This is a genomic window from Ruegeria sp. YKSD163 (assembly GCF_059612905.1).
In genome coordinates this window covers 123,318-146,282 of the sequence record NZ_JBXWRM010000008.1, presented here as the reverse complement: position 1 = coordinate 146,282, position 22,965 = coordinate 123,318, and the positions used below count along the sequence as shown (strand labels likewise).

Below are 22,965 nucleotides of genomic sequence, written 5' to 3'. Positions count from 1 at the left end.
ATACCCGGAAACCCTGAGAGCTTCGCATGATGCCGAGGCATCTGATGTGCATAATGTCCCGCTTGGCGCGCAGCTTTACGGGAGGGGGGCGGCGAAATCAAACACACTTGGCAGATTTGTGTCGGATTTTCCCGGTTGTTTGGTCGCTAACAGGCGTTTTTCCAATCCAAGTTTGCAGATTTGCCGAAACAGGCCGGGCGGAAATGCCGCAGCGCAGCAGTATCACGCCTGCCGCCCGGTTGACTCGCGCTACTATTTTCATTAACATGTGAATAATAAACTACCGCAGGAGACACCCCCGATGCCCGACCTGACCACACGGCTGGCCGACCTTGACCGACATCTGGAGCGATTCCGCCGCGACGGGGTGATGAACCGGATCGGCGGTCAGGACATGCCCGGCGGCGCGGGCCGGTTCGACAGCACGTCTCCGGTCGACAAGTCGGTGATCTGTTCGGTGGCGCGGGCCGATGCCGCCGATGTGGATACGGCAGCACGGGCCGCGCATGCGGCCTTTCCCGCCTGGCGCGACATGCCCGCGACCGAGCGGCGCGCGATCCTGATCCGCATCGCCGAAGGGATCGAGGCGCGGGCCGAGGAGATTGCGCTGTGTGAATGCTGGGACACCGGGCAGGCCTGGCGCTTCATGTCCAAGGCGGCGCTGCGCGGGGCCGAAAATTTCCGCTACTTCGCCGATCAGGTGGTGCAGGCGCGCGATGGTCAACACCTGAAATCGCCCACTTTGATGAATATCACCACCCGCGTGCCAATCGGGCCGGTGGGGGTGATCACGCCGTGGAACACGCCGTTCATGCTGTCCACGTGGAAGATTGCGCCGGCTCTGGCAGCGGGCTGCACGGTGGTGCACAAACCGGCCGAGCTCAGCCCGCTGAGCGCGCGGCTGTTGATCGAGATCGCCGAAGAGGCGGGCCTGCCCCCCGGGGTACTGAACCTGGTCAACGGGTTTGGCGAGGATGCGGGCAAGGCGCTGACCGAACATCCGTTGATCAAGGCCGTGGCCTTTGTCGGCGAAAGCCGCACCGGCAGCATGATCGTGAAACAGGGGGCCGATACGCTGAAGCGTGTGCATCTGGAACTGGGCGGCAAGAACCCGGTGATCGTGTTCGACGATGCCGATATCGAGCGGGCGCTGGATGCGGTGATCTTCATGATCTACTCGATCAACGGCGAACGCTGCACGTCCTCCTCGCGCTTACTCGTGCAGGACACGATCCGCGAAGAGTTCGAGGCGCGGTTGGTCGAACGAGTGAACAACATCAAGGTAGGCCACCCGCTGGATCCGGCGACCGAGATCGGGCCGTTGATCGGCGAAGAGCATTTTGCCAAGGTCACCAGCTATTTCGACATCGCGCGCCAAGACGGCGCCACCGTCGCGGCGGGCGGCGAGGTGGTGGGCGATCAGGGATACTTTGTGCGCCCCACCCTGTTCACCGGCGCCAGTAACCAGATGCGTATCGCGCGCGAAGAGATTTTCGGCCCGGTGCTGACCGCGATCCCGTTCTCGACGGAAGAAGAGGCGCTGCAAATCGCCAATGACACGCCCTATGGGCTGACCGGCTATCTCTGGACCAACGACCTGACCCGCGCGCTGCGCTTTACCGACAAGCTCGAGGCCGGGATGATCTGGGTGAATTCGGAAAACGTGCGCCATCTGCCCACCCCCTTTGGCGGGGTCAAGGCCAGCGGTACCGGCCGCGACGGCGGCGACTGGTCGTTCGAGTTCTACATGGAGCAGAAGCACATCGGCTTTGCCACCGGCCAGCACAAGATCCAGCGCCTGGGCGCCTGAACCACTCACCGGGAAACGCGCGACCATCCCGTGACGGAGGAGAGAAATGGGAGAGATCGTCCTTGCCGCCAAATGCACCCATGTGCCGACCATGCTGATGTCGGAGCAGGAGGGGCCCGTGAAAGGCAAGCGACAGGCGGCCATCGACGGGCATCTGGAGATCGCCCGCCGCGCCCGCGCGCTTGGCGCCGATACCGTGGTGATCTGCGACACCCATTGGGTGATCAATGCTGGGTTCCACATCAACGCGAACAACCGGTTTCAGGGGCTGTTCACCTCGAACGAGTTTCCGCAGTTCATCCAGAACATGCCCTATGACTACGAGGGCAATCCGGGGCTGGGCGATGCCATCGCCAAGGAGGCCAGCGCGCGCGGCGCCTATACGCTGGCGCACCATCTGGACAGTCTGGAACTGGAATACGGCACGCTGGTGCCGATGCGGTTCATGAGCCGGGAACACCGGATGAAGGTGGTCTCGGTCGCGGCCTGGTGTACCGTGCATGACCATGACGAAAGCCGCATCGTGGGCGAGGCGATCCGCGCCGCAGTCGAGGCCAGCGACAGCAAGGTGTTGCTGGTCGCCTCGGGCTCCTTGTCGCACAAGATCTGGCCCAACAAGGACTATGCCGCCAACAACGGCACCTTCACCATCAGCTCCGAGTTCAACCGGCAGATGGACCTGCATGTGCTGGAGATGTGGAAGCGCGGCGATCATGCGACGTTTCTGAAGATGCTGGGCGATTATGCCCGCTTTTGCTGCGGCGAGGGGTCGATGCACGATACCGCGATGCTCTACGGTGCGCTTGGCTGGGACAGTTATGACAAGCCGTGTGAGGTGGTGACCGAGTATTTTCCATCCTCGGGCACCGGTCAGACCAACGTGATTTTCCCGGTTTGATCAAACGGAGTTGCCAGGACGGGCATCCTCAAAGAGAACTGGGGATGAACCCGTAACCGGAGCACAGAACATGGCAGTACGTCCAGGAACTGACGACATCATCTATGGCAGCCCGCAGCAGGTCGCGGTCGTGCGCCGGGCGAACGCGCTTTATCGTCTGGTCGGGCATGACCCGCGCTTTACCTTTCAGGGGCGGACGGTCTCGTGCTTGGGAGACAGCCTCGATGCGGCGGACCTGGTGATCGACCTGTGCCGGTTGCAGGGCTATTCCAGCGCGCAATTCGTGCCACGCGATCAGGCAGGTTTCTTTCTGGAAGCCTACAAGCGGGCGGGCCTGTCACCGGTCGAATGGGAACAGTACTGGGGACATGACACGGCCCTGACGGCAAGTGCCGCGTTCATGAAGGAGTTCCAGATTCCCAGGGGCTTGACCCTGCGCGAGGTTACACCAGACACGCCGGACGACCGCATTCACGCGATCTGTCGCATGTCGCAGGCGGCAGGTGTCTTGCCCGCACCTGGCTCTGCCCTGCGGGGATATGGCCCGCGCGGCATCATCCTCTATGCAGAAACAGAGGCTGGAGACATCGCCTCGGTTGGGGGTGGTTTCATGGCCTATCACCCGGACAGCGCATGGCCCAACGAAGCCTTTTGGGGCATGCTGGCGACGGCGCAGGATTGGCGCGGCAAGCGGCTGGCCTGCTGGGTCGGCGCGGCGGCAATCCTTGCGCTGGCCGACCGGTTCGGGGCACGCGGCTTTTCCAGTGGTGTCAAGGCTGACAACCCGTCGTCTCAGGCCATGTGTTCAAGGCTGGGTGTGGTCCGCTCCAATCGGGTCTATGCCGGTGCCAGCGATCCTGACCTGATGGGCAGCGGTTCGGTCACCCGGTGACCATCTCACACAGAAACCAATTGCGAGGAACAGCATGAAGTTCGCCACCATTGCCGCCGAGGAGCAGGAGCTTTACGGCATCATCCGCGACGAGGGGTTCGTGGCGCTGTCGCCCGATTTCCCGCACTGGCCCGACCTGCGCGCGGTGATCGCGGCGGGCGGTCTGCGTGACCTTGCCAAGGCGGCGATGGGTCGGGCGGTGACGCATAGCGATTTCACCTATCTGCCGCCGGTTCCCAACCCGGGCAAGATCATCTGCGTCGGTGTCAACTTTCCCGACCGCAACGCGGAATACAAGGATGGCAGCGCAGCGCCGAAATACATGTCGCTGTTTCCCCGCTTTGCGTCCAGCTTTGTCGGCCATGGCCAGCCCCTGATCCGCCCGCCCGAGAACCACACCCTGGATTACGAGGGTGAAATGGCGGTGGTGATCGGCAAGGGGGGCCGGCGCATCCGGGCCGAGGATGCCTATGACCATATCGCGGGGCTGAGCGTCTGCAACGAGGGCACTATTCGCGACTGGGTGCGGCACGCCAAGTTCAACGTGACACAAGGAAAGAACTGGGACCGCTCAGGCGCGATCGGGCCCTGGATGGTGCCCTTCACCCATCCCGCCCAGATCGACGCGGCGCGGATTACCACCCGGGTCAATGGCGAGCTGCGGCAGGACGATGCGCTGGCCAACATGATCTTCTCCGTGCGCGAGGAAATCGCCTATATCTCGACCTTCACCACGTTGAACCCCGGTGACATCATTATCACCGGCACCCCCACCGGCGCGGGCGCGCGGTTCGATCCGCCGCGTTACCTGAAACCCGGCGACGTGGTCGAGGTCGAGGTGACGGGCGTCGGCACGCTGGTCAACGGGGTGGAGGACGAGGCATGACACCCGAACAGCACGCCGATGCCGCCGCGCGGTTGATCGAGGCCGAGGAAACCGGCCGCCAGATCGGCCTGCTGTCGCTGGCCTATCCGGGCATGGACATGGACGATGCCTATGCCATCCAGCAGGCGCTGGCCGCGCATAAGCAAGCCGCCGGGCGGCGGGTGATCGGGTGGAAGATCGGGCTGACCTCGAAGGCGATGCAATATGCGCTGAACATCGACATTCCCGACAGCGGTATCCTGTTCGACGACATGGTCTTTGACGATGGCGCCACGGTGCCCAAGGGGCGGTTCATCCAGCCCCGCGTCGAGGCCGAGATCGCCTTTGTGATGAAGGCGCCGCTGGGCGGGGCAGATGTGACGCGCGACGATGTGCTGGCGGCCACCGACTATGTCGCCCCGTCGCTCGAAATCCTTGACACCCGCATCCTGCGGGTCGATCCCGAAACAGGGCGGGCGCGCAATGTCTGTGACACGATCAGCGACAATGCCGCCAATGCGGGTGTGGTGTTGGGCAAGCAGCGCCATGCGCCCGACGCGTTCGATCTGCGCTGGGTCGGGGCGCTGACCTTTCGCAATGGTGAGATCGAGGAAACCGGGCTGGGCGCCGGTGTGCTGAACGACCCGGTTGAAAGCGTGGTCTGGCTGGCCCGTCGCATGGCGCAATACGGGCAAAGCATCGAACCGGGGCATATCGTGCTGTCGGGCAGTTTCATCCGCCCGGTCGAATGCCCGCCCGGCACCCGGATCGAGGCAGATTTCGGCCCCTTTGGCGCAGTCTCGGTCTATTTCGACTGACGCGCGACTGCCACAACGTCAGGCGCGAAAGAAGTTGAAAATTTTTCGGAAAAAGTTTCCGCTTTCTGGAGAGAGGAGAGCGGAGCCATGGGTCCAACTGAGACCGACACCCCGATGCATACCCGCGCGACGCCGAAACAGGCGCGCGCGCGCCAGAGAGTTGTCGATATCCTGGACGCCGCCGCCGCACTGTTGGCCGAGCGGCCGCCGGGCGATCTGAACACCTCGCTGATTGCCGAGCGGGCGGGCGTGCCCGTCAGCTCGATCTATCGCTACTTTCCCACCCTGCGCGATCTGCTGGACGAGCTGTCGGCCCGCGCCGCGGGCGACCTGCGCCAACATTTCATGGAGACGATCGCCGCGACCGAAGGTGAGCCGGATCTGGTGATGCGCATCCGCCGCACGCTGGAGGGTATCCGCGTGTTCATGGCCGAACATCCCTATTACCGGGGCCTCCTGTTGCTGCTGGCCTCGCTGCGCGGAGTCCAAAGCGTTGAGGATGACGACAATGCGGAACTGGTGGGCTTTCTGGCCGACCGCTGGGCGCGGGGGCTGGACGGGTTTACCGGCGGCGACCCACAGGTGGTGGCGACCACCGCCGTGCAGATCGCCCTGACACTGGAGGACCGGATGGCGCGGCAGGCCACGCCCGCGCTGGAGACGCAATATCACGAAGAGATGGTGCGCGCGCTGGATGCCTATCTGTCGCTCTACCTGCGGCGCTCTCCTGCGGAGGAGACCTGATGCGCGCCCTGATCCTGTGGGTCTCGACGCTGATTTTGGCGGCGCTCTGGTGGTGGCTCTCCGGTGACGGGGCACCTCCGGAACCGGAGGCGGGCGACATAGCCCGGGCCGAGACCCTGCGCCCGACCGACCCGGAACTGGCAGCGATCTATGAACGCTCTTGCATGGCCTGTCATTCATTGGTCGAGGCGCAGGCGCCTTTGACCGGCTATGCCCCTGCCTGGGCGGCGCGGGAAAAGGAGCGCGGGAGCCATGGCCTGTTGTTATCGGCGCGCAACGGGTTCGGGAACATGCCCGCGATGGGCCTCTGCCTCGATTGTTCGAACGAGCAACTGGCGGCGCTGATCGCCTTCATGTCCGCAGAGGAGCAGCAATGACACTGACACGGCGCAAACTGCTGGGCTATGGCGCGCTGGCCGGGCTGGCGGTGCCAGCGGCAATGCAGGCCCATTGGCTGAGCCGCGATTTCACCCGGCCCGGTTACGGCCCCGACATCCCCCCTGCCCCGCCGGGCCGCCAGATCTGGCGCAACTGGTCGGGATATCAGGTGGCCACGCCGCAGCAGATCTACGCGGCCACCTCGGAGGAGGAACTGGCCGCCCGTGTCGCCGATTGGCCGGGGCGGATTCGCCCGGTGGGATCGGGGCATTCCTTTTCCGCTCTGGTTCCCAGCGAGGATATGATCCTCGATACCGGGCGCCTGTCGGGGTTGATCTCGGTCGATGCGGCAGCAGGGATGGCGACATTCGGGGCCGGGACCCGGCTGCGGCAGGCAGCGATGCTGGCCGCCGAGCATGGTCTGGGCTTTGCCAACCTGCCCGATATCGACGTGCAGACCCTGGCCGGGTCATTCAGCACCGCCACCCATGGCACCGGGCGCGGCTTGCAGGCCATGCATGGCTGTATCACAGGGTTCCGTCTGATCACCGCCGATGGCACCGCCCGCGACGTGACCCGCGACAGCGATCCCGATCTGTTCGATGCGGGCCGGGTGTCGCTCGGTATGCTGGGGGTGATCACCCGCTATACGCTGAAACTGGTGCCGGATTATGCGCTGAACCGCCGGTTGTTCATCCTGCCCACCAATGAGGTGACCGCGCGCATGCACGATCTGGCCGCCGCGCATCGCAATTTCGAATTCTACGTGCTGCCCAATCTGGGCTATGCGGCGGTGATCACCCATGACCTGTATCAGGGAGAGATTGCCGGACGGGTGCCCAGCGAGGACGAGGACTGGATCGCCACGCTCAAGGATCTGCGCGATATCCTGGGCTGGTGGCCCTGGCTGCGGCGGCGCGCGTTCGGCGCCTATGTGGCGCTGGAGGTCCCCGCCGACGGGGTGCTGGAGGATACGACCGACCAATACTGGAAACTCCTCTCGACCGCCCGCGCCACCCGGATGAACGAGATGGAATACCACCTGCCCGAGGACCGCGCACAAGAGGCGGTGCGCGCGGTGGTGGCGGCGCTGGAGACGCGCAAGGAGAGCTTTTTCCCGATGGAGGTGCGGTTCACCGGACAGGACGACGCATGGCTGTCGCCCTTCAACGACGGCACGCGGGTGTCGGTCGCGGTGCACAAGCTGGCCTCGGAGCCGCTGGACATGCTGTTTGACAAGGTCGAGCCGATCCTGCGCGCCTATGGCGGGCGTCCGCATTGGGGCAAGCTGCATGCGCGGACAGCCCCTGATCTGGCCGCGCTCTATCCCGATTTCGACCGGTTCGCCGCGTTGCGGGCGCAGCTTGATCCGGCGGGCAAGTTCCTCAATCCCCACACCGCCGCGCTGTTTGGGGCCGGGGATGTCTGAGGCCTATTTTCAAAAGTTGCAGGCGGCGCTGATCGCGGCGGGGCGGCATCTACCGACGCTGGTGGTTGATGCCGAGCGGCTGGCGGCCAATATGGCGGCGGTGCGCCGCATGGTTGCGCCGGGCCTTGCGCTGCGCGTGGTCGAGAAATCGCTGCCCTCGCCGGACCTGTTGCGGCTGGTGATGGCGAGGCTGGAGACCAACAGGCTGATGAGCTTTCACCTGCCCTTTGTCCAACAGACGGCGGCGGCGTTCCCCGAGGCCGATATCCTGCTGGGCAAGCCGATGCCGGTGGGTGCGGTGGCGGGCGTATCGCCCACATTGGACGCCCAAGTGCACTGGCTGATCGACAGCCCCGACCGGCTGGCGGAATATGCCGCGCTTTCGGCACAGTCGGGCCGCCGCCTGCGCATCTGTTTGGAGGTCGATATCGGGTTGCATCGGGGCGGATTCTCGCTGGACCGTGCCGGCGAGTTCACCGCCGCCCTGAACCGCCTGCGCGACGATCCGAACCTGCACCTGACCGGGCTGATGGGGTACGAGCCGCATATCGCCCGCCTGCCCCGCCTGATCGCCAGCCCGGCGCGCGCGTTGGATGCGGCGCGGGCGGCCTATGCCCGGTTTCATGCGCTGACGGTCGAAGTGCTGGGGGCGGAGGCCACCGCCAAGCTGATCTTTAACACCGGTGGCAGCACGACCTTCATGCTCTATGACCGGACCGGACCGGAAACCGAGGTGGCGCTGGCCTCGGCCCTGGTCAAACCGACCGATTTCGACCTGCCCGCGCTGAAGGCGCTGCAACCGGCGGCGTTTATCGCGGCGCCGGTTCTGAAAACCGTGGAACGGCCCGAGATCCCGATGGCGTCGGGCTTGAGCCGGGTTTTGCGCCTGCTGGGCCGCTCGCCTGAGCGCGCCTGTTTCATCTATGGCGGCAACTGGCTGGCCGATCCCTGCCACCCGGCGGACGCGCGGCGCTCGGCCTTGTTCGGGCATTCCAGCAATCAGGAAATGTATGACCTGCCTGCGGACAGCGCCCTGAAACCCGGTGATTTCCTGTTCTTCCGGCCACGTCAGAGCGAGGCGCTGTTCCTGCAATTCGGCGATATCGCCCTGTTCGACGGCACCGCGATCACCGAGTGGTGGCCGGTCTGGCACGAAACACATTAGGAGGCCGCGATACTGTTTGCCCTGATCCTGCTGACCCTGCCCGCGCTGGTCATCTGGCTGGCGGCGCGAATCCCCGCGCTGGACCGGATCGGCGTTGTGCCGCTGACCTTTGCCACCGGATTTACCCTGGCGCTGAGCCTCGACCTGAGCGCCTTTGCCGATATGCAGACCACACTGCAAGAGGTGAGCGTGGCGCTGGCCCTGCCCCTGATCCTGTTTGCCGCCAACCTGCGCCGCGCCCTGACCGAGGCGCGCGGCGCCGGGTTGGCCATGGCGCTGTCGCTGGTATCGGTCTGTGTGGCCAGCCTGCTGGGCGTGCTGCTGTTCCAAAGCCGGGTCGCTGACCTGCCACAGGTCGCGGGCATGGCGGTGGGGGCTTATACCGGCAGCGGCGTCAACATGGGCGCAATCAAGAGCGCCACTGGCGCCAGCGATGGGCTGTTCCTGACCATGGTCACCTATGACATCGTGTTTTCCATCGGCTACATGCTGATCATCGTGCTGGTGGGCCAGCGGCTGGCCGGGTTGATCCTGCCACCCTTTCAGCCCCACACGGAGGCCGATCATGCGGCAACCGCCGCCCATATCGCCGATGACAGCGCACGCGGATATGCGCGCCTGATCCAGCGTTCCGGGCTGGCGGGGTCTGCGCTTGCCTTTGGCGCGGCAGGGCTGTGTGTCGGTGTGGCGGTGGCGCTGGCCGGTCTGCTGCCCGAGACGTGGTCGGGCACAGCGACCATCCTGTTGATCACCACATTCGGCCTGCTGGGTGCCTTCGTGCCCCGGCTGCATGCCAGCCCGACCAGCTTTCACCTAGGCATGTACCTGATCCTGATTTTCTGCCTCAGCTCGGCCACCCTGCTGGATCTGTCGGTGCTGACCGGGATGAACCGGGCGCTTGGCGGCTATTTCGCCTTTATCCTGCTGGGGGCCATGGCGCTGCACGCGCTGCTCTGCCGCCTGTTCGGGATCGACCGCGATACCTATCTGGTGGCCTCGGGCGCCGCGATCATGTCGGTGCCCTTCATCCCGGTGATCTGCGGAGCCCTGCGCAACCGGGCTCTGCTTGTGCCTGGCATCGCCATTGCGATCCTGGGCTATGCAGTGGGCAACTATCTGGGCGTTGCCGTGGCAGGCCTGGCGGCGGCTATGTAAACCTACCCTCGCATCATACCGATCATTCTAATCTCTGTACGATCTGCAAATCTTTCGGGACCATCTGCCATAACAGGTTCACGTTGCGGCCTCTATCTGTTGGTCACCGGGCCGATCCGCCCGGTTGAAACCACACTGGAAGGATCTCAACATGAAGACTTTCGCACTCACTGCCCTGATTGCTGCGCTGCCGATGCTGGCCGCCCCCGCCTTTGCCGCGGACGAAGTCAACGTCTCGAACGGCATCTCGGCCGGCGGCGCGCCGCTGGCCGTGCATGGCGTCGACCTGGTGACCCTGGTGCGCGACGGCAACCCGGTCGAGGGCTTTGCCAACTACTCGGCAACCATCGACGGGGCGTCCTACTATTTCACCTCCGAAGAGAACCTCAAGGAATTCCAATCGGAACCGGCCCGCTACCTGCCCCAGCACGGCGGTTTCTGCTCTTACGGCGTGGCCGTGGGCAAGAAGTTCGACGGCGACCCGGACAAATACGTCCTGGCGGATGGCAAACTGTTCCTTTTCCTGAACGCCGCCACCCGCGACAAGTTCCTTGAGGACGTGGCCGGCACCACCGCCACCGCCGATGGCAACTGGGCCAAGATCAAGCATGTCGCGGTGGGCGACCTCTGATCCCGGCCTCAGGGGCGCGCTTCCCGGCGCCCCGACCCGCCCGCGAAGGAATTAGCCCTTCGCGGGCATCTTCCGTTCGATCTCGGCAATTGCGGCGGACAGCGCAGTGGGAATGTCCATCGTGCTGGTATCCAGCAGCACCGCATCCTCGGCCGGTTTCATCGGCGCGGTGGCTCGGTCTGCATCGCGGGCGTCCCGTTCGCGCACATCGGCCAGAACCGCCTCGCGCGTGGTCTCCTGGCCCTTGCCGGTCAATTCCAGGTAACGGCGTTCGGCGCGCACCTCGGCGCTTGCGGTGACGAACAGTTTCACCTCGGCCTCGGGGCAGATCACTGTGCCGATATCGCGCCCGTCCAGCACAGCACCCCCAGCCCGGCGGGCAAAGGCGCGCTGGAAATCGACCAGCGCCGCGCGCACCTCGGGGATCACCGCCACCTTGCTTGCGGCCTGAGCCACCTCGGCGGTGCGCAGGTCGTCACGCTCCAGATCCTCGGGCCGCAAGGCACACGCGGCGGTTTCAGCCGCCTCGCCCCCCAGCGTGCGGCGCCCAACCGCGCGATAAAGCAGCCCGGTATCCAGATGGGCGAACCCGAAATGCGCCGCAACAGCTTTGGAAATCGTACCCTTGCCCGCTGCCGCGGGTCCGTCGATTGCAACCGTAAATGTCATGTCCGCTCCAGCTTTGCGCCCAGACCGCCCATCAGCGGCTCAAAGATCGGGAAGGAGGTGGCGATCGGGCTACCGTCGTCGACCGAAACCGGCGCCTCGGCCCCCATGCCCATCACCATGAAGGACATGGCGATGCGGTGATCCAGGAAGCTCTCGCAAGTGCCACCGCCCGGCACCTTACCGATACCAAGGCCATGCACCGCCCACCAGTCGGCGCCCTCTTCTACTGTCACGCCATTGGCACGCAGCCCGCGCGCCATCGCGTCGATCCGGTCGCTTTCCTTGACACGCAGCTCCTTGACGTCACCCATCATGGTCACGCCTTGCGCGTTGGCGGCCACCACCGACAGCACCGGGTATTCGTCGATCATACTCGCCGCGCGCGCGGGCGGCACGGTAATGCCCTTCATGTCGGGGGAATAGCGCGCGCGCAGGTCGGCCACCGGCTCGCCCCCCTCGGTACGCTCGTTCTCATAGGTCAGGTCAGCGCCCATCTCGCGCAGCGTGGTGAACAGCCCGGCACGCGTCGGGTTCAGCCCGATGCCGGGCACCAGCACGTCTGAACCGGGGGTAATCAGCGCAGCGCAGACCGGGAATGCCGCGCTCGACGGGTCGCGCGGCACCGCGATCACCTGCGGTTGCAGCTCGGGCCGCCCGGTCAGGGTGATGACCCGTCCCTCTTCGGTATCTTCAACGGTGACCACGGCGCCAAAACCCGCCAGCATCCGCTCGGAATGGTCGCGGGTGGCCTCCTTCTCGATCACCACGGTCTGACCCGGTGCGTTGAGCCCGGCCAGCAGTACCGCCGATTTCACCTGGGCCGACGGCACCGGCACCTCGTAACGCACCGGTACTGGATCAGCGGCGCCCACGATGGTCATCGGCAGCCGGCCACCCTTGCGGCCCACCGCCTGCGCGCCAAACAGCGCCAGCGGATCGGTGACCCGCGCCATCGGGCGCTTGTTCAGGCTGGCGTCACCGGTAAAGGTCGCGGTGATGGGTGAGGTTGCCATCGCCCCCATGATCAGCCGCACGCCGGTGCCGGAATTGCCGCAATCGATCACCTGGTCCGGCTCGGCAAAACCGCCCACGCCAACCCCATGCACCGACCACGATCCGTCCGCGTGCCGCGTCACCTCGGCGCCAAAGGCACGCATCGCTTTGGCGGTGTCCAGCACATCCTCGCCCTCCAAGAGGCCGCTGATGCGCGTCTCGCCCACCGCCATCGCGCCCAGGATCAGGGCCCGGTGCGAGATCGACTTGTCGCCCGGCACCTCGGCCACGCCGCTCAGCGGGCCACAGGGATGCGAGGTCATCGGGATGGGGGTGCCGTGTCCGGACATGCGCGCTCCTTTGGAAAACTCCTCCTGCGATTACCCAATTGCCCCGTCAGGGTCCAGCGGGAACAGGCACGCAGACCATCCGCTTCTTTCTGGTTCGAAATACTCCGGGGGGAGCGCCGCAGGCGCGGGGGGCAGCGCCCCCTTGCCTTACCCGTCCAGCCGACGAAAGGTCAGGTAATGCGGCACCCGGCCCTCTCGCAGCGCCTTCTGCTCATACCGAGTCGAGATCCAGTCACCCCAGGGCTGGCGCCAGTCGGCGGGTGCCTCGGCCAGCCATTCGAAACCAGCGCGCGGCACTTCTTCCAGCGTCTGGCGGACATAGTCGGGGATGTCGGTGGCCACGCGAAAGATGGCACCCGGTTTCAGCACGCGCGCCAGCGGCTCCAGATGTTCGGGGGTCACGAACCGGCGCCGGTGGTGCCGTTTCTTGGGCCAGGGATCGGGATAGAGCAGGAAAGCGCGCGCGATGCTCTGAGCCGGCAGCACGTCGAACAGGTCGCGCACATCACCCGGATGCACCCGCACATTGTCGGCCCCCGCCGCCCGGATCTTGCCCAACAGCATCGCCACCCCGTTGATATAGGGTTCGGCGCCGATGATGCCGATGCCGGGATTCGAAGCCGCCTGGTGCACCAGGTGCTCGCCGCCGCCAAACCCGATCTCCAGCCAGGTCTCGCGCCCGCCGAACAGCGCGTCCAGATCCAGCGGCCTGCGCGCGGGATTGTCCTGCCAGTTTACCGGGCCCGGCGACAGGGGCGTCAGGTCCTCGTCCAGATAGGTCCGCTGGTTCGGTTTCAGGGTCTTGCCCTTGATGCGACCATAGAAGTTGCGGCGCGGGCGGTCGGGTGTCGTCTTGCTCATGGCCGCGGGGTTACTGCGCCCGCGCGCCCGGTGCAAGGGTCTGCCGCTCGGCCCGGTGCCTCATTCGGCGGCGCGGGCGCGTTCACGCAGCACCCCGGCGCGGGTCAGTTCCAGCCGCGAGGGGTACCAGCTGTCATCCGCGCGCACGCCCTTGGTACGCACCGCAAACCCCGCATCCACACCCCGGTCGATCATATAGACCAGATCGTCATGCACCTCGCTCTGGGTATCCTCATAGACCCACGAGACGAAATCGAACGGAGTCTCCCAGCCATCGGCCTCGCGATTTGCGGTGTAATACTCCTCGACCGAACGGGGTGACCAGGTGGTCTGATGAAAGCCGATCTTGGCGCCCAGCAGCATCCGCCGCCCGGCACCGGCCAGAAAGATACGCACGCAAGAGCTGAAACATTCGCCCGAAACCAGGGTATCGAGGTCGAAATCCAGCACGATCCGTGCCATCTCGCGCCCGGCATAGAGGCTTCCTCCGGTGCTGTTGAGGTCCAGCACCCGGATCTCGGGGTTCTGCCGCAGCAGCGCCAGCAGCCGTTCGATATGGGCCACCTCGATATCGGTCGAACCGCCCGCTTCGTGCTCCTGCGTGGTGTCATAGATCAGCGTATCGCCCGCGACGCGGAACACAGGGTCGTCCGCTTCTGCACCCACCGCAATCACCCAGCCGAGTGTCAGCCCCGCGACAAGCGAAAGCCTTGCAAATTGGCGCATGCGGGGTCTCCTTCATGGTTTCCGCAAGGGTGAAAAACCGCGCCGCGCGGGTCAAGAAGAAACACCCTGCTCAACGAAAAAGGGCGGCCACCTGGCCGCCCTGTTGTCGATCACGATCCGCCGGTTCAGACCGCCTTTTTCAGCGCCTCGGAGAGATCGGTGCGCTCCCAGCTGAAGCCGCCATCGGCCTCGGGCTCGCGGCCGAAATGACCATAAGCGGCGGTGCGCTCGTAAATCGGCTTGTTCAGGCCCAGATGGGTGCGGATGCCGCGCGGGGTCAGGTTCATGACCTTGGGGATTGCCGCCTCGATCTCGGCATCGGCGACCGTGCCAGTGCCATGGGTATCGGCATAGATCGACAGCGGCGCCGACACGCCGATGGCATAGCTCAGCTGGATGGTGCATTTCTCGGCCATGCCGGCGGCCACCACGTTCTTGGCCAGATAGCGCGCCGCATAGGCGGCCGAGCGGTCCACCTTGGTCGGATCCTTGCCCGAGAAGGCGCCGCCGCCATGCGGCGCGGCACCGCCATAGGTGTCGACGATGATCTTGCGCCCGGTCAGGCCGGCATCGCCATCGGGTCCGCCGATCACGAACTTGCCGGTCGGATTGACGTGCCAGACGGTCTCGGCGGTCAACCAGCCCTCGGGCAGGACTTCGCGGATATAGGGTTCGACGATGGCACGGATATCGGCGCTGGTCAGGTCGGGGTCCAGGTGCTGGGTCGACAGCACCAGCGACGAGATGCCGACCGGCTGCCCGTCGCGATAGATGACCGACAGCTGCGATTTGGCGTCCGGCCCCAGTGCCGGTTCGGTGCCGTTCTTGCGCACCTCGGCCAGGCGGCGCAGGATCGCGTGGCTGTATTGGATCGGCGCCGGCATCAGCGCCGGTGTTTCGGTCGTGGCATAGCCGAACATGATGCCCTGATCACCGGCCCCCTCGTCCTTGCCTTCGGCGGCGTCGACGCCCTGGGCGATATGGGCCGACTGTTCGTGCAGCAGATTGGTGATCTCCACCGTCTCGTGGTGGAACTTGTCCTGCTCGTAGCCGATATCCTTGATACAGTCTCGGGCGATCCGGTCGATCCGACCCATGTACTCGCGCAGCTTAGCCTGATCCGACAGGCCCACCTCGCCACCGATCACCACACGGTTGGTCGTCGCAAAGGTTTCACAGGCGACGCGCGCCTCGGGTTCTTCGGTCAGAAAGGCGTCAAGCACCGCATCCGAGATACGGTCGCACACCTTGTCCGGGTGCCCTTCGGAGACGGATTCCGAAGTGAAGATGTAGTTCTGTCGGGACATGAAAAGTGCTCCATTAAAGGTTTCCCTCGCCACGCCAGGAAGCCGTTGTGGCAGGTCGAAGCCGGGATACGCGGGGCCATTGGCAAGGTCAATCGCTATTTGGACGCAGCGCCCGGCCCTGTATCCGCACTGCACCAGCCAGCAGAACCAGCATCACCAGCAGCCAAGGCAGATCGCCGGTTCTGCTATAGAGTGTCGGCGGCAAGGCCCGTGGCAAATCCGCATCCACATAGCCGTCCTGCCCCAGTGGCAGTGCGGCGGTGATACGCCCTTGCGGGTCGATCATCGCCGAGATGCCGGTATTGGCCACGCGCACCATCGGCAGCCCCTGTTCGATGGCCCGCATCCGCGCCTGAGCCAGATGCTGATACGGGCCGGCCCAGGTGCCGAACCAGGCGTCGTTCGTGACCTGCACCAACAGCCGGGGCCGCCCGTCCGGGCCGCGCGCATATCGAGGGAACACCGCTTCGTAGCAGATCAGCGGCAGCGCCGCGCCAATACCCGGTATCGGCAAGGTTTCCGGCCCGGGACCGGCGCTGAAGCCCCGCCCGCTGCGAGCGGCAAAGCCCGCGATGCCGAATTGCTCTAGCACATCGCCCAACGGAACGTATTCGCCGAACGGAACCAGATGATGCTTGTCATATGTGGCCTCGACCCGCCCACCCGGACCGATCATCGCAAGCGCGTTGTAGATGCGCGGCCCCTCGGCCCGGTTCGCCCCCAGCAGCACCGGCGCGCCGCGCGCGGCGGCGGCGATCTGCTCCAGCACCGGCCCGGCCTCGTCCAACCAGTAGGGCAACGCCGATTCCGACCAGACCACCAGATCGGGTGGCGTGTCGGCAGCGGTATAGCGGATCTGGCGCTCCAGAAAGATCGGATACCAGTCGGGATCCCATTTCTGATGCTGCGGCGCGTTGGGTTGCACCAGACGCACCACCTTGCCGCTGCTTTCAACCGGCGCGCGCGCCGCATCCGCAGCCAGCACGGCCAGAGCCAGCGCCAGCATTGGCAGAGCACAGGAGAGCAGCGCGCGCGCCCTCAAACCTCGCGTAAGCGCGGCACCGGGGATCATGGTCGCCGCAAGCGTCATCACTGCCAGACCGTTGGGTCCGATCCACGCCAGCAGCAGGGCCATATCGGTCTCGACCCAGATTTGCGCCAGACCCGCCCAGGGAAAGCCAGTGAACACATATCCACGGGCCAGTTCCATAAGGCCGAGTGTCAGGGTCAAAAGGATCACCCGCCGGAAAGGCCCCAGCCTGGGCCGCGCCGCCAGCGCAAAGGCCACGGCCCATAACAGCGCCAGCCCCCCCGCCATCAGCACCAGCGCAAACGGCGCCATCCAGCCATGCCGTGCCACATCCACCAGAAACGGCTCGACAATCCAGATGAGCGCATGACCGAAATAGCCGGTGGCAAAGGCCCAGCCGGTCCAGGCCGCCTGACGCCAGCCCGGCGCCGCGAGAAACAGTGCGGGCACCGCCAGCAATGCAGCGACGGTCGCGCCCCACAGCGATAACGGCGCCAAGCCAAGCGCGGCCACGGCCCCCAGCACCGCCGCCAGCGCCATACGCTGCCACAGCGGCCAAGCTGCAACAAAGTTCATTCGGCGGCGTCGGGGATCATCACCCGCAAGCGCTTGATCCGGCGCGGGTCGGCGTCCATCACCTCGAATTCCACGCCATCGGGATGCGGCACCACCTCGCCCCGCGCGGGCACCCGGCCCGACAGCATGAAGACGAGGCCGCCCAGCGTGTCGATCTCTTCCTCGTCCACATCCTCGTGGCTGGTCAGCGAACGCCCGATCTCGGTCTCGAACTCGTCAAGCGGCGTCCGCGCCTGCGCGATATAGCAGCCGGGACGTTCCTTTATCCAGGTCTGCGCCTCGTCGGTGTCATGCTCATCCTCGATCTCGCCCACGACCTGTTCGATCAGGTCCTCGATCGTCAGCAAGCCATCGACCCCGCCATATTCGTCGATCACCAGCGCCATATGGCGGCGCTCGGTCTGCATCTTGGTCAGCAGCACCCCGATCGGCATCGACGGCGGCACGAACAGCAATGGCCGCAGCATCGACCCCAGATCGAACACCGTCGAGTTGCCGTTGAAGCCGTGGGTGAGCGCGAAATCCTTGAGATGCACGAAGCCCAGCGGGGTATCGAGCGTATTCTCGTAGACCGGAATCCGGGTCATGCCGCTGTCGCGGAAGATCTGGACCAGCTCTTCCTTCGAAATGGATAGCGGAACCGACACGATCTCGGCGGTGGGGATCGCCACATCCTCGACCCGCATCCGACGCAGGTTGAGTATCCCCGGAACCGGGGTGGGTGCCGTCGTGGCCCCGTTCGGCGCCTGTTCCTGATGGCTTTCACCGGATGAGAATGCATCCATGATACGGGTGAAAAACCCTGTCTTGTCTGCGTTCGTTTCGCCGGTTTCCTCCGGCTGCGCGCTTTGCGCTGCGCTAGAACTGCCTTCTATATCGCCCATCAATCCTGTTCCAAATCGAGGCCCCTTGGCCCCTCACTCAATATTATATGGGTCATCAAGGCCCAGATTGCCAAGTATCCGGCGTTCCAAACTTTCCATCAGCGTGGCGTCTTCGTCACGGATGTGATCGTAACCCAGCAGATGTAACAGACCATGAACGATCAGATGTGTCACATGGTCGTCCATTGGCTTGCCCGCAGCCTCGGCCTCGCGCTGGCAGGTGTCAAAGGCGATGGCGATGTCCCCCAAGGGAATCGCTCCTGTGAAATCTGCCTCGGGCGCCAGAGGTTCGCCGCCCGGCTCCTCGGCGGCCAGATCCTCGGCGGGCCAGCTCAGGACATTGGTGGGGGCGGGCTTGTCTCGGAATTCGGCATTCAGCGCTGCGATGCGATCGTCGTCGCAGCCAAGCAAGCTGATTTCGCAAATCTCGGGGTCCAGCCCCATCTGCGCCAGCGTCGCCGAAATCGCCCGGTCAGCCAGTGGCGGCAGGATGGTCCAGCGCGAATCCTCCAGCGTCAGATCCAGCGTCATGCTTCCACGCTCCGCGCCGCCAAATACCCAGCGATCCTACCCACAAACCCAACTCCGTTCAGCCCGTGTCGGCCTCATACGCCTCGATGATCGCGGCGACAAGCGGGTGTCGCACCACATCCTTGGAGGTGAAGTAGTTGAAGCTGATACCCGGCACCGGCTTCAACAGCCGTTCGGCATCGGCCAGACCCGAGGTCACCCCGCGCGGCAGGTCGACCTGGCTGCGATCGCCGGTGATCACCATCCGGCTACCCTCGCCCAGACGGGTCAGGAACATCTTCATCTGCATGGTGGTGGCGTTCTGCGCCTCGTCCAGCACCACAAAGGCATTGGCCAGCGTGCGGCCGCGCATGAAGGCCAGCGGTGCGATCTCGATCTTCTTTTCCTCGATCAGCTTGGCCACCTGCTTGCCCGGCAGGAAATCGTTCAGCGCGTCATAAAGCGGCTGCATATAGGGGTCGACCTTGTCCTTCATGTCGCCCGGCAGATAGCCCAGCTTCTCCCCCGCCTCGACCGCCGGACGGCTGAGGATGATGCGGTCGACAAGACCGTTGATGAACATCGACACGCCCACCGCGACCGCCAGATAGGTCTTGCCGGTGCCCGCCGGCCCGATGCCAAAGGCCAGCTCGTTCTCGAACAGCGATTTGACATAGGCCTTTTGCGCATCGGTGCGCGGTTCGACCGGTTTCTTGCGCGTCTTGATCTCGATCCGGCCGCCCAGGAACATCTCCAGCTGGTCGCCCGCCGGAGCATCCTTGGCCTCTTCACCCCGGCCCATGCGCAATTCGCGGTCCACATCGGCACCCTCGACCGGGCGGCCCGATTGCAGGCGCTCGTACAGCGCCTCCAGCACCTCGGCGGCGCGGTCGCGCGCGGCGGCTTCGCCCAGCACCGACAGCAGATTTCCGCGCCGTACGATCTGCACACCCAGCACCTGTTCGATCAGCACAAGGTGGCGGTCATGCTCGCCGCACAAATCTATCAACAGCCGGTTATCGGGGAATTCGAGTTGCAGCTCCGCAGGGGTGCTGCTGTCTTGCGGTGGTGTGAGGGCGCTGATGGCCATCCGCTCTCCTGTAGTCGCAGTCCTGGGACAAGCGTAGCCAAGATATTGCGGTCGGTGCAAGCGGGACCGCAAAATTTTCATCCTTTTGAAACAAAAAGACCGCCCCGTGGGGCGGCCTTGATGAGATGTTCGGCACTCAGATCGCGTCGACGATATTCGAACCTTCCTTGAACGGGCCGGTGGCCACGCCCTTGGGCAACGAGTCGTCGCAGACTGGCTTTCCATGGCGATCCATCCGCTGAGACAGATAGCCCTCCAGACCGTCGTCGATGATCCAGTGCTGGCAGCCGGTCGGGTCGACCCAGATACCGGCCTTGAGCTGCGACAGGTCCTTGGCGTCGATGCCGCGGTCACGGGTCTTGTCGGTGGCTTCACAGGCGGCAAGCCCACCCAGAGCCGCGAGAAGGGCGATCCCCTTGATCAGTTTCATGTCGCTCTCCTCAGTTCACACAGATGATTTCGACGCGGCGGTTCTGCGCCATGTTCGCGGCGCTGGTATTTGGCACGCGCGGATCACGCTCGCCGTAACCGCGCACATCGACGATGCGGGCACCCGAAGCACGGCCCACCCGCGCGACCGAATTGGCCCGGTTGACCGAAAGCCGCAGGTTGTAGGCATCCGAGGCCCGGCTGTCAGTATGGCCGGTGATGATGTAACCGTTGGCGCCCGTCTCCTGAAAGAACTGACGCAGCCGCGCCTGTCCCTCGGACGAGATGCGATAGCTGTCGGTCGCAAAGAACTGGTCCGTCGGCATCGTGCCGCACAGCGCGCCCCGGCGGCAGACCGGGGTTCCGTCGCGGCGGACATGGGGGGTCATGAAACCCTCGGCGCCGTCATCCATCACCCAATGCTCGCAGCCATCGGGATCGACCCAGATGGTCGGCACATAGCGCTCGCCGATAATGGTCCGGGTGGTGCCCCCGCTGCTGGATTGTGCGACAGCCGGGGTCGTCGCAATCCCGGTCAGCGCAAGGACGGTTGCAAGCGCGGCAGCCACGCTCTTGAGTTTGAAATCAGTCACCGAAAATTCCTCACCTGGTTCCCCCACTGCCGACATGCGGCGGACAAGGGCCGCCCGCCGGACGCGAAACTGGTGCAAGCTTAGGAAAATTCGACATTTCTGTGAAGCGAAATCCACCAGATATTGTGGCGTTTTCGTCGACACTCACCAATGTTTCCCCGGAATTGTAACGAATCGGTGGCTCTTGGCCTGGTTTTACGGGTTCGTGCCGATCCGATTCTCGTCACCTCACGTGACCTGCTCATCGGGTCCGCAAGGCGATTGCGGAGCGATTGGAAACAGAAGCGTTTCTTGCTACGCATTACTCTCGCTCCAGTTGACAATCACCATCGATCAACTCCCTGAAGCGGTGGCTTCCGCGACTCCTCCGGATCGGCTAGCATCGTCAGTGCCGGGTTCCCCTCCGGGACCGGTGCGCTGTCACGGGCTGTGTGGCGGCGCTACATTTTCTTGTCAGACGTGGGGGTATTGACATGAAAGCCTATCTGCGCGCCGGGGCTGCCCTGGTGCTTACCGCTGTCATGGCGACGTCACCCGAGGCGCAACAGCGCCCGACCAAACCGGGGTCGGATGTCCAGAACATCACCATCAGCTGCTTTCGCGGACCGACCAGCAGCGTGATCTGGGATCGGCCCAACGCGGTGTTTGTCGAGGATCTGGTGCGGATGGGGTATACCTATCCCGAGGCCCATGCCATCGGCGAGCGTATCTGCCGCGATGAATGGGGCGTGGGCCAGCACGACTACATGCGCTCGTCGCTGCTCCAGATCGTGGCCAAGACGCCGCCGTCGCACTGATCCGATATTGGCTCAGGCCAGCTCGCCCGCCAGCGAGTTGGCGCCCGAGGCGACGATCCGAACGCGGGCGATCTGCCCGACCTCGAGACCCGGATCCTGGACGTGGACCGCGTGCAGGTATTCGCTCTTGCCAACCATCTGACCAGGCTGGCGGCCCGGCTTTTCGAACAGCACGCTGACTTCGCGCCCGACCATGCTGTCCTGAATCTCGCGCTGGTGGCGGGTGATCACCGCTTGCAGCCGTTGCAACCGGTCGTCAGCCTCGGCCGGGTCGACCTGAGCCCGCTCGGCCGCCGGAGTGCCGGGTCGGGTGGAATACTTGAACGAATATGCATAGCCGTACCGGACCTCCTCGACCAGATCGAGTGTGGCCTGGAAATCGGCCTCGGTCTCTTCTGGGAAACCGACGATGAAATCGCCCGACATCAGGATATCGGGACGCGCTTTGCGGATGCGCTCAACCAGCCGTAGATAGCTCTCGGCGGTATGGCTGCGGTTCATCCGCTTCAGGATCTTGTCCGACCCCGCCTGCACCGGCAGGTGCAGATAGGGCATCAGCTTGGCGCAGGTGCCATGCGCCTCGATCAGATCGTCGCTCATGTCATTGGGGTGGCTGGTGGTGAAGCGGATGCGCTCCAGCCCGTCGATCTTGTCCAGCTCCCAGATCAGCCCGGCCAGTGTCATGTCGCCGTTCGGCCCCGCGCCGTGATAGGCGTTGACGTTCTGACCCAGCAGGGTGATTTCGCGCACCCCGCGTTCGACCAGTTCGTTCGCCTCGCGCAGGATACGGTCGGCAGGACGGCTCACCTCGGCCCCGCGGGTATAGGGCACCACGCAAAAGGCGCAGAACTTGTCACAGCCCTCCTGCACCGTCAGGAACGCGGTCGGGCCGCGCTTTGCCTTGGGGCGGCCTTTCAGCTTCTCGAACTTGTCCTCTTCGGGGAAATCGGTGTCCAGCGCCTTTTCCCCGGCGCGCGTCTTGGCCTCCAGCTCGGGGAGGCGGTGATAGCTTTGCGGCCCGACCACCAGATCGACCAGCGGCTGGCGGCGCATGATCTCTTCACCTTCGGCCTGGGCGACACAGCCCGCAACCCCGATCTTCAGATCCGGTTTCGCGGCCTTCAGCCCCTTGAAGCGACCCAGTTCGGAATAGACCTTCTCGGCTGCCTTCTCCCGGATATGGCAGGTATTGAGCAGGATCATGTCGGCGTCTTCGACGCTTTGCGTCTCGACATAGCCCTGCCCGCCAAGCGCCTCGGCCATGCGCTCGCTGTCATAGACGTTCATCTGGCAACCATAGGTCTTGATAAACAGCTTCTTAGGGTCGGACATCGGACGGGCCTTTGCTTTCGCGGGATCAGCGGC

At 64.7% G+C, this 22,965-nt stretch carries 24 protein-coding genes and 1 riboswitch; of the genes, 12 read left to right on the top strand and 12 right to left on the bottom strand.

The features are described from left to right. Nucleotides 1-301 precede the first annotated feature (301 nt). The 11 genes from hpaE to AC2FNA_RS12535 all read left to right on the top strand — a co-directional run bounded on the left by hpaE (nt 302) and on the right by AC2FNA_RS12535 (nt 10,785). Nucleotides 302-1,810, top strand: a complete 1,509-nt coding sequence (gene hpaE / locus AC2FNA_RS12585; protein ID WP_496827005.1) for a 5-carboxymethyl-2-hydroxymuconate semialdehyde dehydrogenase — start codon at nt 302-304, stop codon at nt 1,808-1,810. A 46-nt stretch (nt 1,811-1,856) separates the two neighbouring features. Continuing rightward, nucleotides 1,857-2,708 carry a 3,4-dihydroxyphenylacetate 2,3-dioxygenase gene (gene hpaD, locus AC2FNA_RS12580; protein WP_496827003.1) on the top strand — a complete coding sequence of 284 codons (852 nt, stop codon included), beginning with the start codon at nt 1,857-1,859 and terminating at the stop codon, nt 2,706-2,708. Nucleotides 2,709-2,778: 70 nt separating this feature from the next. Further along, the gene (locus AC2FNA_RS12575) at nt 2,779-3,600 is read left to right on the top strand and encodes a GNAT family protein (protein ID WP_496827002.1); all 822 of its coding nucleotides are present in this window, start codon (nt 2,779-2,781) and stop codon (nt 3,598-3,600) included. A 34-nt stretch (nt 3,601-3,634) separates the two neighbouring features. Further along, the gene (locus AC2FNA_RS12570; protein ID WP_496827000.1) at nt 3,635-4,486 is read left to right on the top strand and encodes a fumarylacetoacetate hydrolase family protein; all 852 of its coding nucleotides are present in this window, start codon (nt 3,635-3,637) and stop codon (nt 4,484-4,486) included. After that, a complete protein-coding gene (hpaH, locus tag AC2FNA_RS12565) occupies nt 4,483-5,283 on the top strand; it encodes a 2-oxo-hept-4-ene-1,7-dioate hydratase (RefSeq protein WP_496826998.1) in 801 nt (266 codons plus the stop codon). Before AC2FNA_RS12570 ends, hpaH begins: the two co-directional genes overlap by 4 nt. A gap of 87 nt (nt 5,284-5,370) precedes the next feature. Then, on the top strand, nt 5,371-6,027 hold the full coding sequence (locus AC2FNA_RS12560; protein ID WP_496826996.1) for a TetR/AcrR family transcriptional regulator: 657 nt from the start codon (nt 5,371-5,373) through the stop codon (nt 6,025-6,027). Then, entirely contained in the window at nt 6,027-6,404 is a 378-nt protein-coding gene (locus tag AC2FNA_RS12555) for a c-type cytochrome (protein ID WP_496826994.1), read from the top strand. The genes AC2FNA_RS12560 and AC2FNA_RS12555 overlap by 1 nt, the downstream gene beginning before the upstream one ends. Further along, nucleotides 6,401-7,834 (top strand): D-arabinono-1,4-lactone oxidase, encoded by a 1,434-nt coding sequence (locus AC2FNA_RS12550; RefSeq protein WP_496826992.1) that lies wholly within the window; start codon nt 6,401-6,403, stop codon nt 7,832-7,834. The genes AC2FNA_RS12555 and AC2FNA_RS12550 overlap by 4 nt, the downstream gene beginning before the upstream one ends. Next, nucleotides 7,827-8,999: a DSD1 family PLP-dependent enzyme gene (locus tag AC2FNA_RS12545; RefSeq protein ID WP_496826990.1), complete on the top strand. Its 1,173-nt coding sequence runs from the start codon at nt 7,827-7,829 to the stop codon at nt 8,997-8,999. The genes AC2FNA_RS12550 and AC2FNA_RS12545 overlap by 8 nt, the downstream gene beginning before the upstream one ends. A gap of 96 nt (nt 9,000-9,095) precedes the next feature. Beyond that, nucleotides 9,096-10,154, top strand: coding sequence for a DUF819 family protein (locus tag AC2FNA_RS12540; RefSeq protein ID WP_496826988.1), 1,059 nt, complete (start codon nt 9,096-9,098; stop codon nt 10,152-10,154). Between the two features lie 151 nt (nt 10,155-10,305). Continuing rightward, entirely contained in the window at nt 10,306-10,785 is a 480-nt protein-coding gene (locus AC2FNA_RS12535; protein WP_496826986.1) for a YHS domain-containing (seleno)protein, read from the top strand. Nucleotides 10,786-10,836: 51 nt separating this feature from the next. Here AC2FNA_RS12535 and AC2FNA_RS12530 read toward each other — a convergent pair whose 3' ends face one another. The 11 genes from AC2FNA_RS12530 to AC2FNA_RS12480 form a co-directional block, all read right to left on the bottom strand. Next, nucleotides 10,837-11,454 carry a (d)CMP kinase gene (locus tag AC2FNA_RS12530; RefSeq protein ID WP_496826984.1) on the bottom strand — a complete coding sequence of 206 codons (618 nt, stop codon included), beginning with the start codon at nt 11,452-11,454 and terminating at the stop codon, nt 10,837-10,839. Further along, nucleotides 11,451-12,797: a 3-phosphoshikimate 1-carboxyvinyltransferase gene (gene aroA / locus AC2FNA_RS12525; protein ID WP_496826982.1), complete on the bottom strand. Its 1,347-nt coding sequence runs from the start codon at nt 12,795-12,797 to the stop codon at nt 11,451-11,453. Before aroA ends, AC2FNA_RS12530 begins: the two co-directional genes overlap by 4 nt. Before the next feature lie 147 nt (nt 12,798-12,944). Next, nucleotides 12,945-13,658 carry a tRNA (guanine(46)-N(7))-methyltransferase TrmB gene (gene trmB / locus AC2FNA_RS12520; RefSeq protein ID WP_496826980.1) on the bottom strand — a complete coding sequence of 238 codons (714 nt, stop codon included), beginning with the start codon at nt 13,656-13,658 and terminating at the stop codon, nt 12,945-12,947. Nucleotides 13,659-13,718: 60 nt separating this feature from the next. Next, nucleotides 13,719-14,384, bottom strand: a complete 666-nt coding sequence (locus AC2FNA_RS12515) for a COG3904 family protein (protein ID WP_496826978.1) — start codon at nt 14,382-14,384, stop codon at nt 13,719-13,721. A gap of 125 nt (nt 14,385-14,509) precedes the next feature. After that, nucleotides 14,510-15,691, bottom strand: coding sequence for a methionine adenosyltransferase (gene metK / locus AC2FNA_RS12510; RefSeq protein ID WP_496826976.1), 1,182 nt, complete (start codon nt 15,689-15,691; stop codon nt 14,510-14,512). 6 nt (nt 15,692-15,697) lie between these two features. Then, a riboswitch (SAM-SAH riboswitch) is annotated at nt 15,698-15,748 on the bottom strand. Nucleotides 15,749-15,779: 31 nt separating this feature from the next. Then, nucleotides 15,780-17,297, bottom strand: coding sequence for an apolipoprotein N-acyltransferase (gene lnt / locus AC2FNA_RS12505; RefSeq protein WP_496826974.1), 1,518 nt, complete (start codon nt 17,295-17,297; stop codon nt 15,780-15,782). Next, a complete protein-coding gene (locus tag AC2FNA_RS12500; RefSeq protein ID WP_234140261.1) occupies nt 17,294-18,181 on the bottom strand; it encodes a hemolysin family protein in 888 nt (295 codons plus the stop codon). The genes lnt and AC2FNA_RS12500 overlap by 4 nt, the downstream gene beginning before the upstream one ends. A gap of 33 nt (nt 18,182-18,214) precedes the next feature. Beyond that, nucleotides 18,215-18,712 (bottom strand): rRNA maturation RNase YbeY, encoded by a 498-nt coding sequence (gene ybeY / locus AC2FNA_RS12495; RefSeq protein WP_496826972.1) that lies wholly within the window; start codon nt 18,710-18,712, stop codon nt 18,215-18,217. A 58-nt stretch (nt 18,713-18,770) separates the two neighbouring features. Continuing rightward, a complete protein-coding gene (locus tag AC2FNA_RS12490) occupies nt 18,771-19,781 on the bottom strand; it encodes a PhoH family protein (protein WP_496826970.1) in 1,011 nt (336 codons plus the stop codon). A gap of 136 nt (nt 19,782-19,917) precedes the next feature. Beyond that, nucleotides 19,918-20,211, bottom strand: coding sequence for a hypothetical protein (locus AC2FNA_RS12485; RefSeq protein ID WP_234140264.1), 294 nt, complete (start codon nt 20,209-20,211; stop codon nt 19,918-19,920). 10 nt (nt 20,212-20,221) lie between these two features. Further along, nucleotides 20,222-20,839 (bottom strand): OmpA family protein, encoded by a 618-nt coding sequence (locus AC2FNA_RS12480; RefSeq protein WP_235789805.1) that lies wholly within the window; start codon nt 20,837-20,839, stop codon nt 20,222-20,224. 437 nt (nt 20,840-21,276) lie between these two features. On the opposite strand from AC2FNA_RS12480, the gene AC2FNA_RS12475 reads away from it, so the two are divergent. Continuing rightward, nucleotides 21,277-21,600, top strand: coding sequence for a hypothetical protein (locus AC2FNA_RS12475; protein WP_496826968.1), 324 nt, complete (start codon nt 21,277-21,279; stop codon nt 21,598-21,600). A gap of 12 nt (nt 21,601-21,612) precedes the next feature. Here the strand turns inward: AC2FNA_RS12475 and miaB are convergent, their stop codons facing one another. Then, nucleotides 21,613-22,932: a tRNA (N6-isopentenyl adenosine(37)-C2)-methylthiotransferase MiaB gene (gene miaB / locus AC2FNA_RS12470; protein ID WP_496826967.1), complete on the bottom strand. Its 1,320-nt coding sequence runs from the start codon at nt 22,930-22,932 to the stop codon at nt 21,613-21,615. Nucleotides 22,933-22,965: the final 33 nt, after the last annotated feature.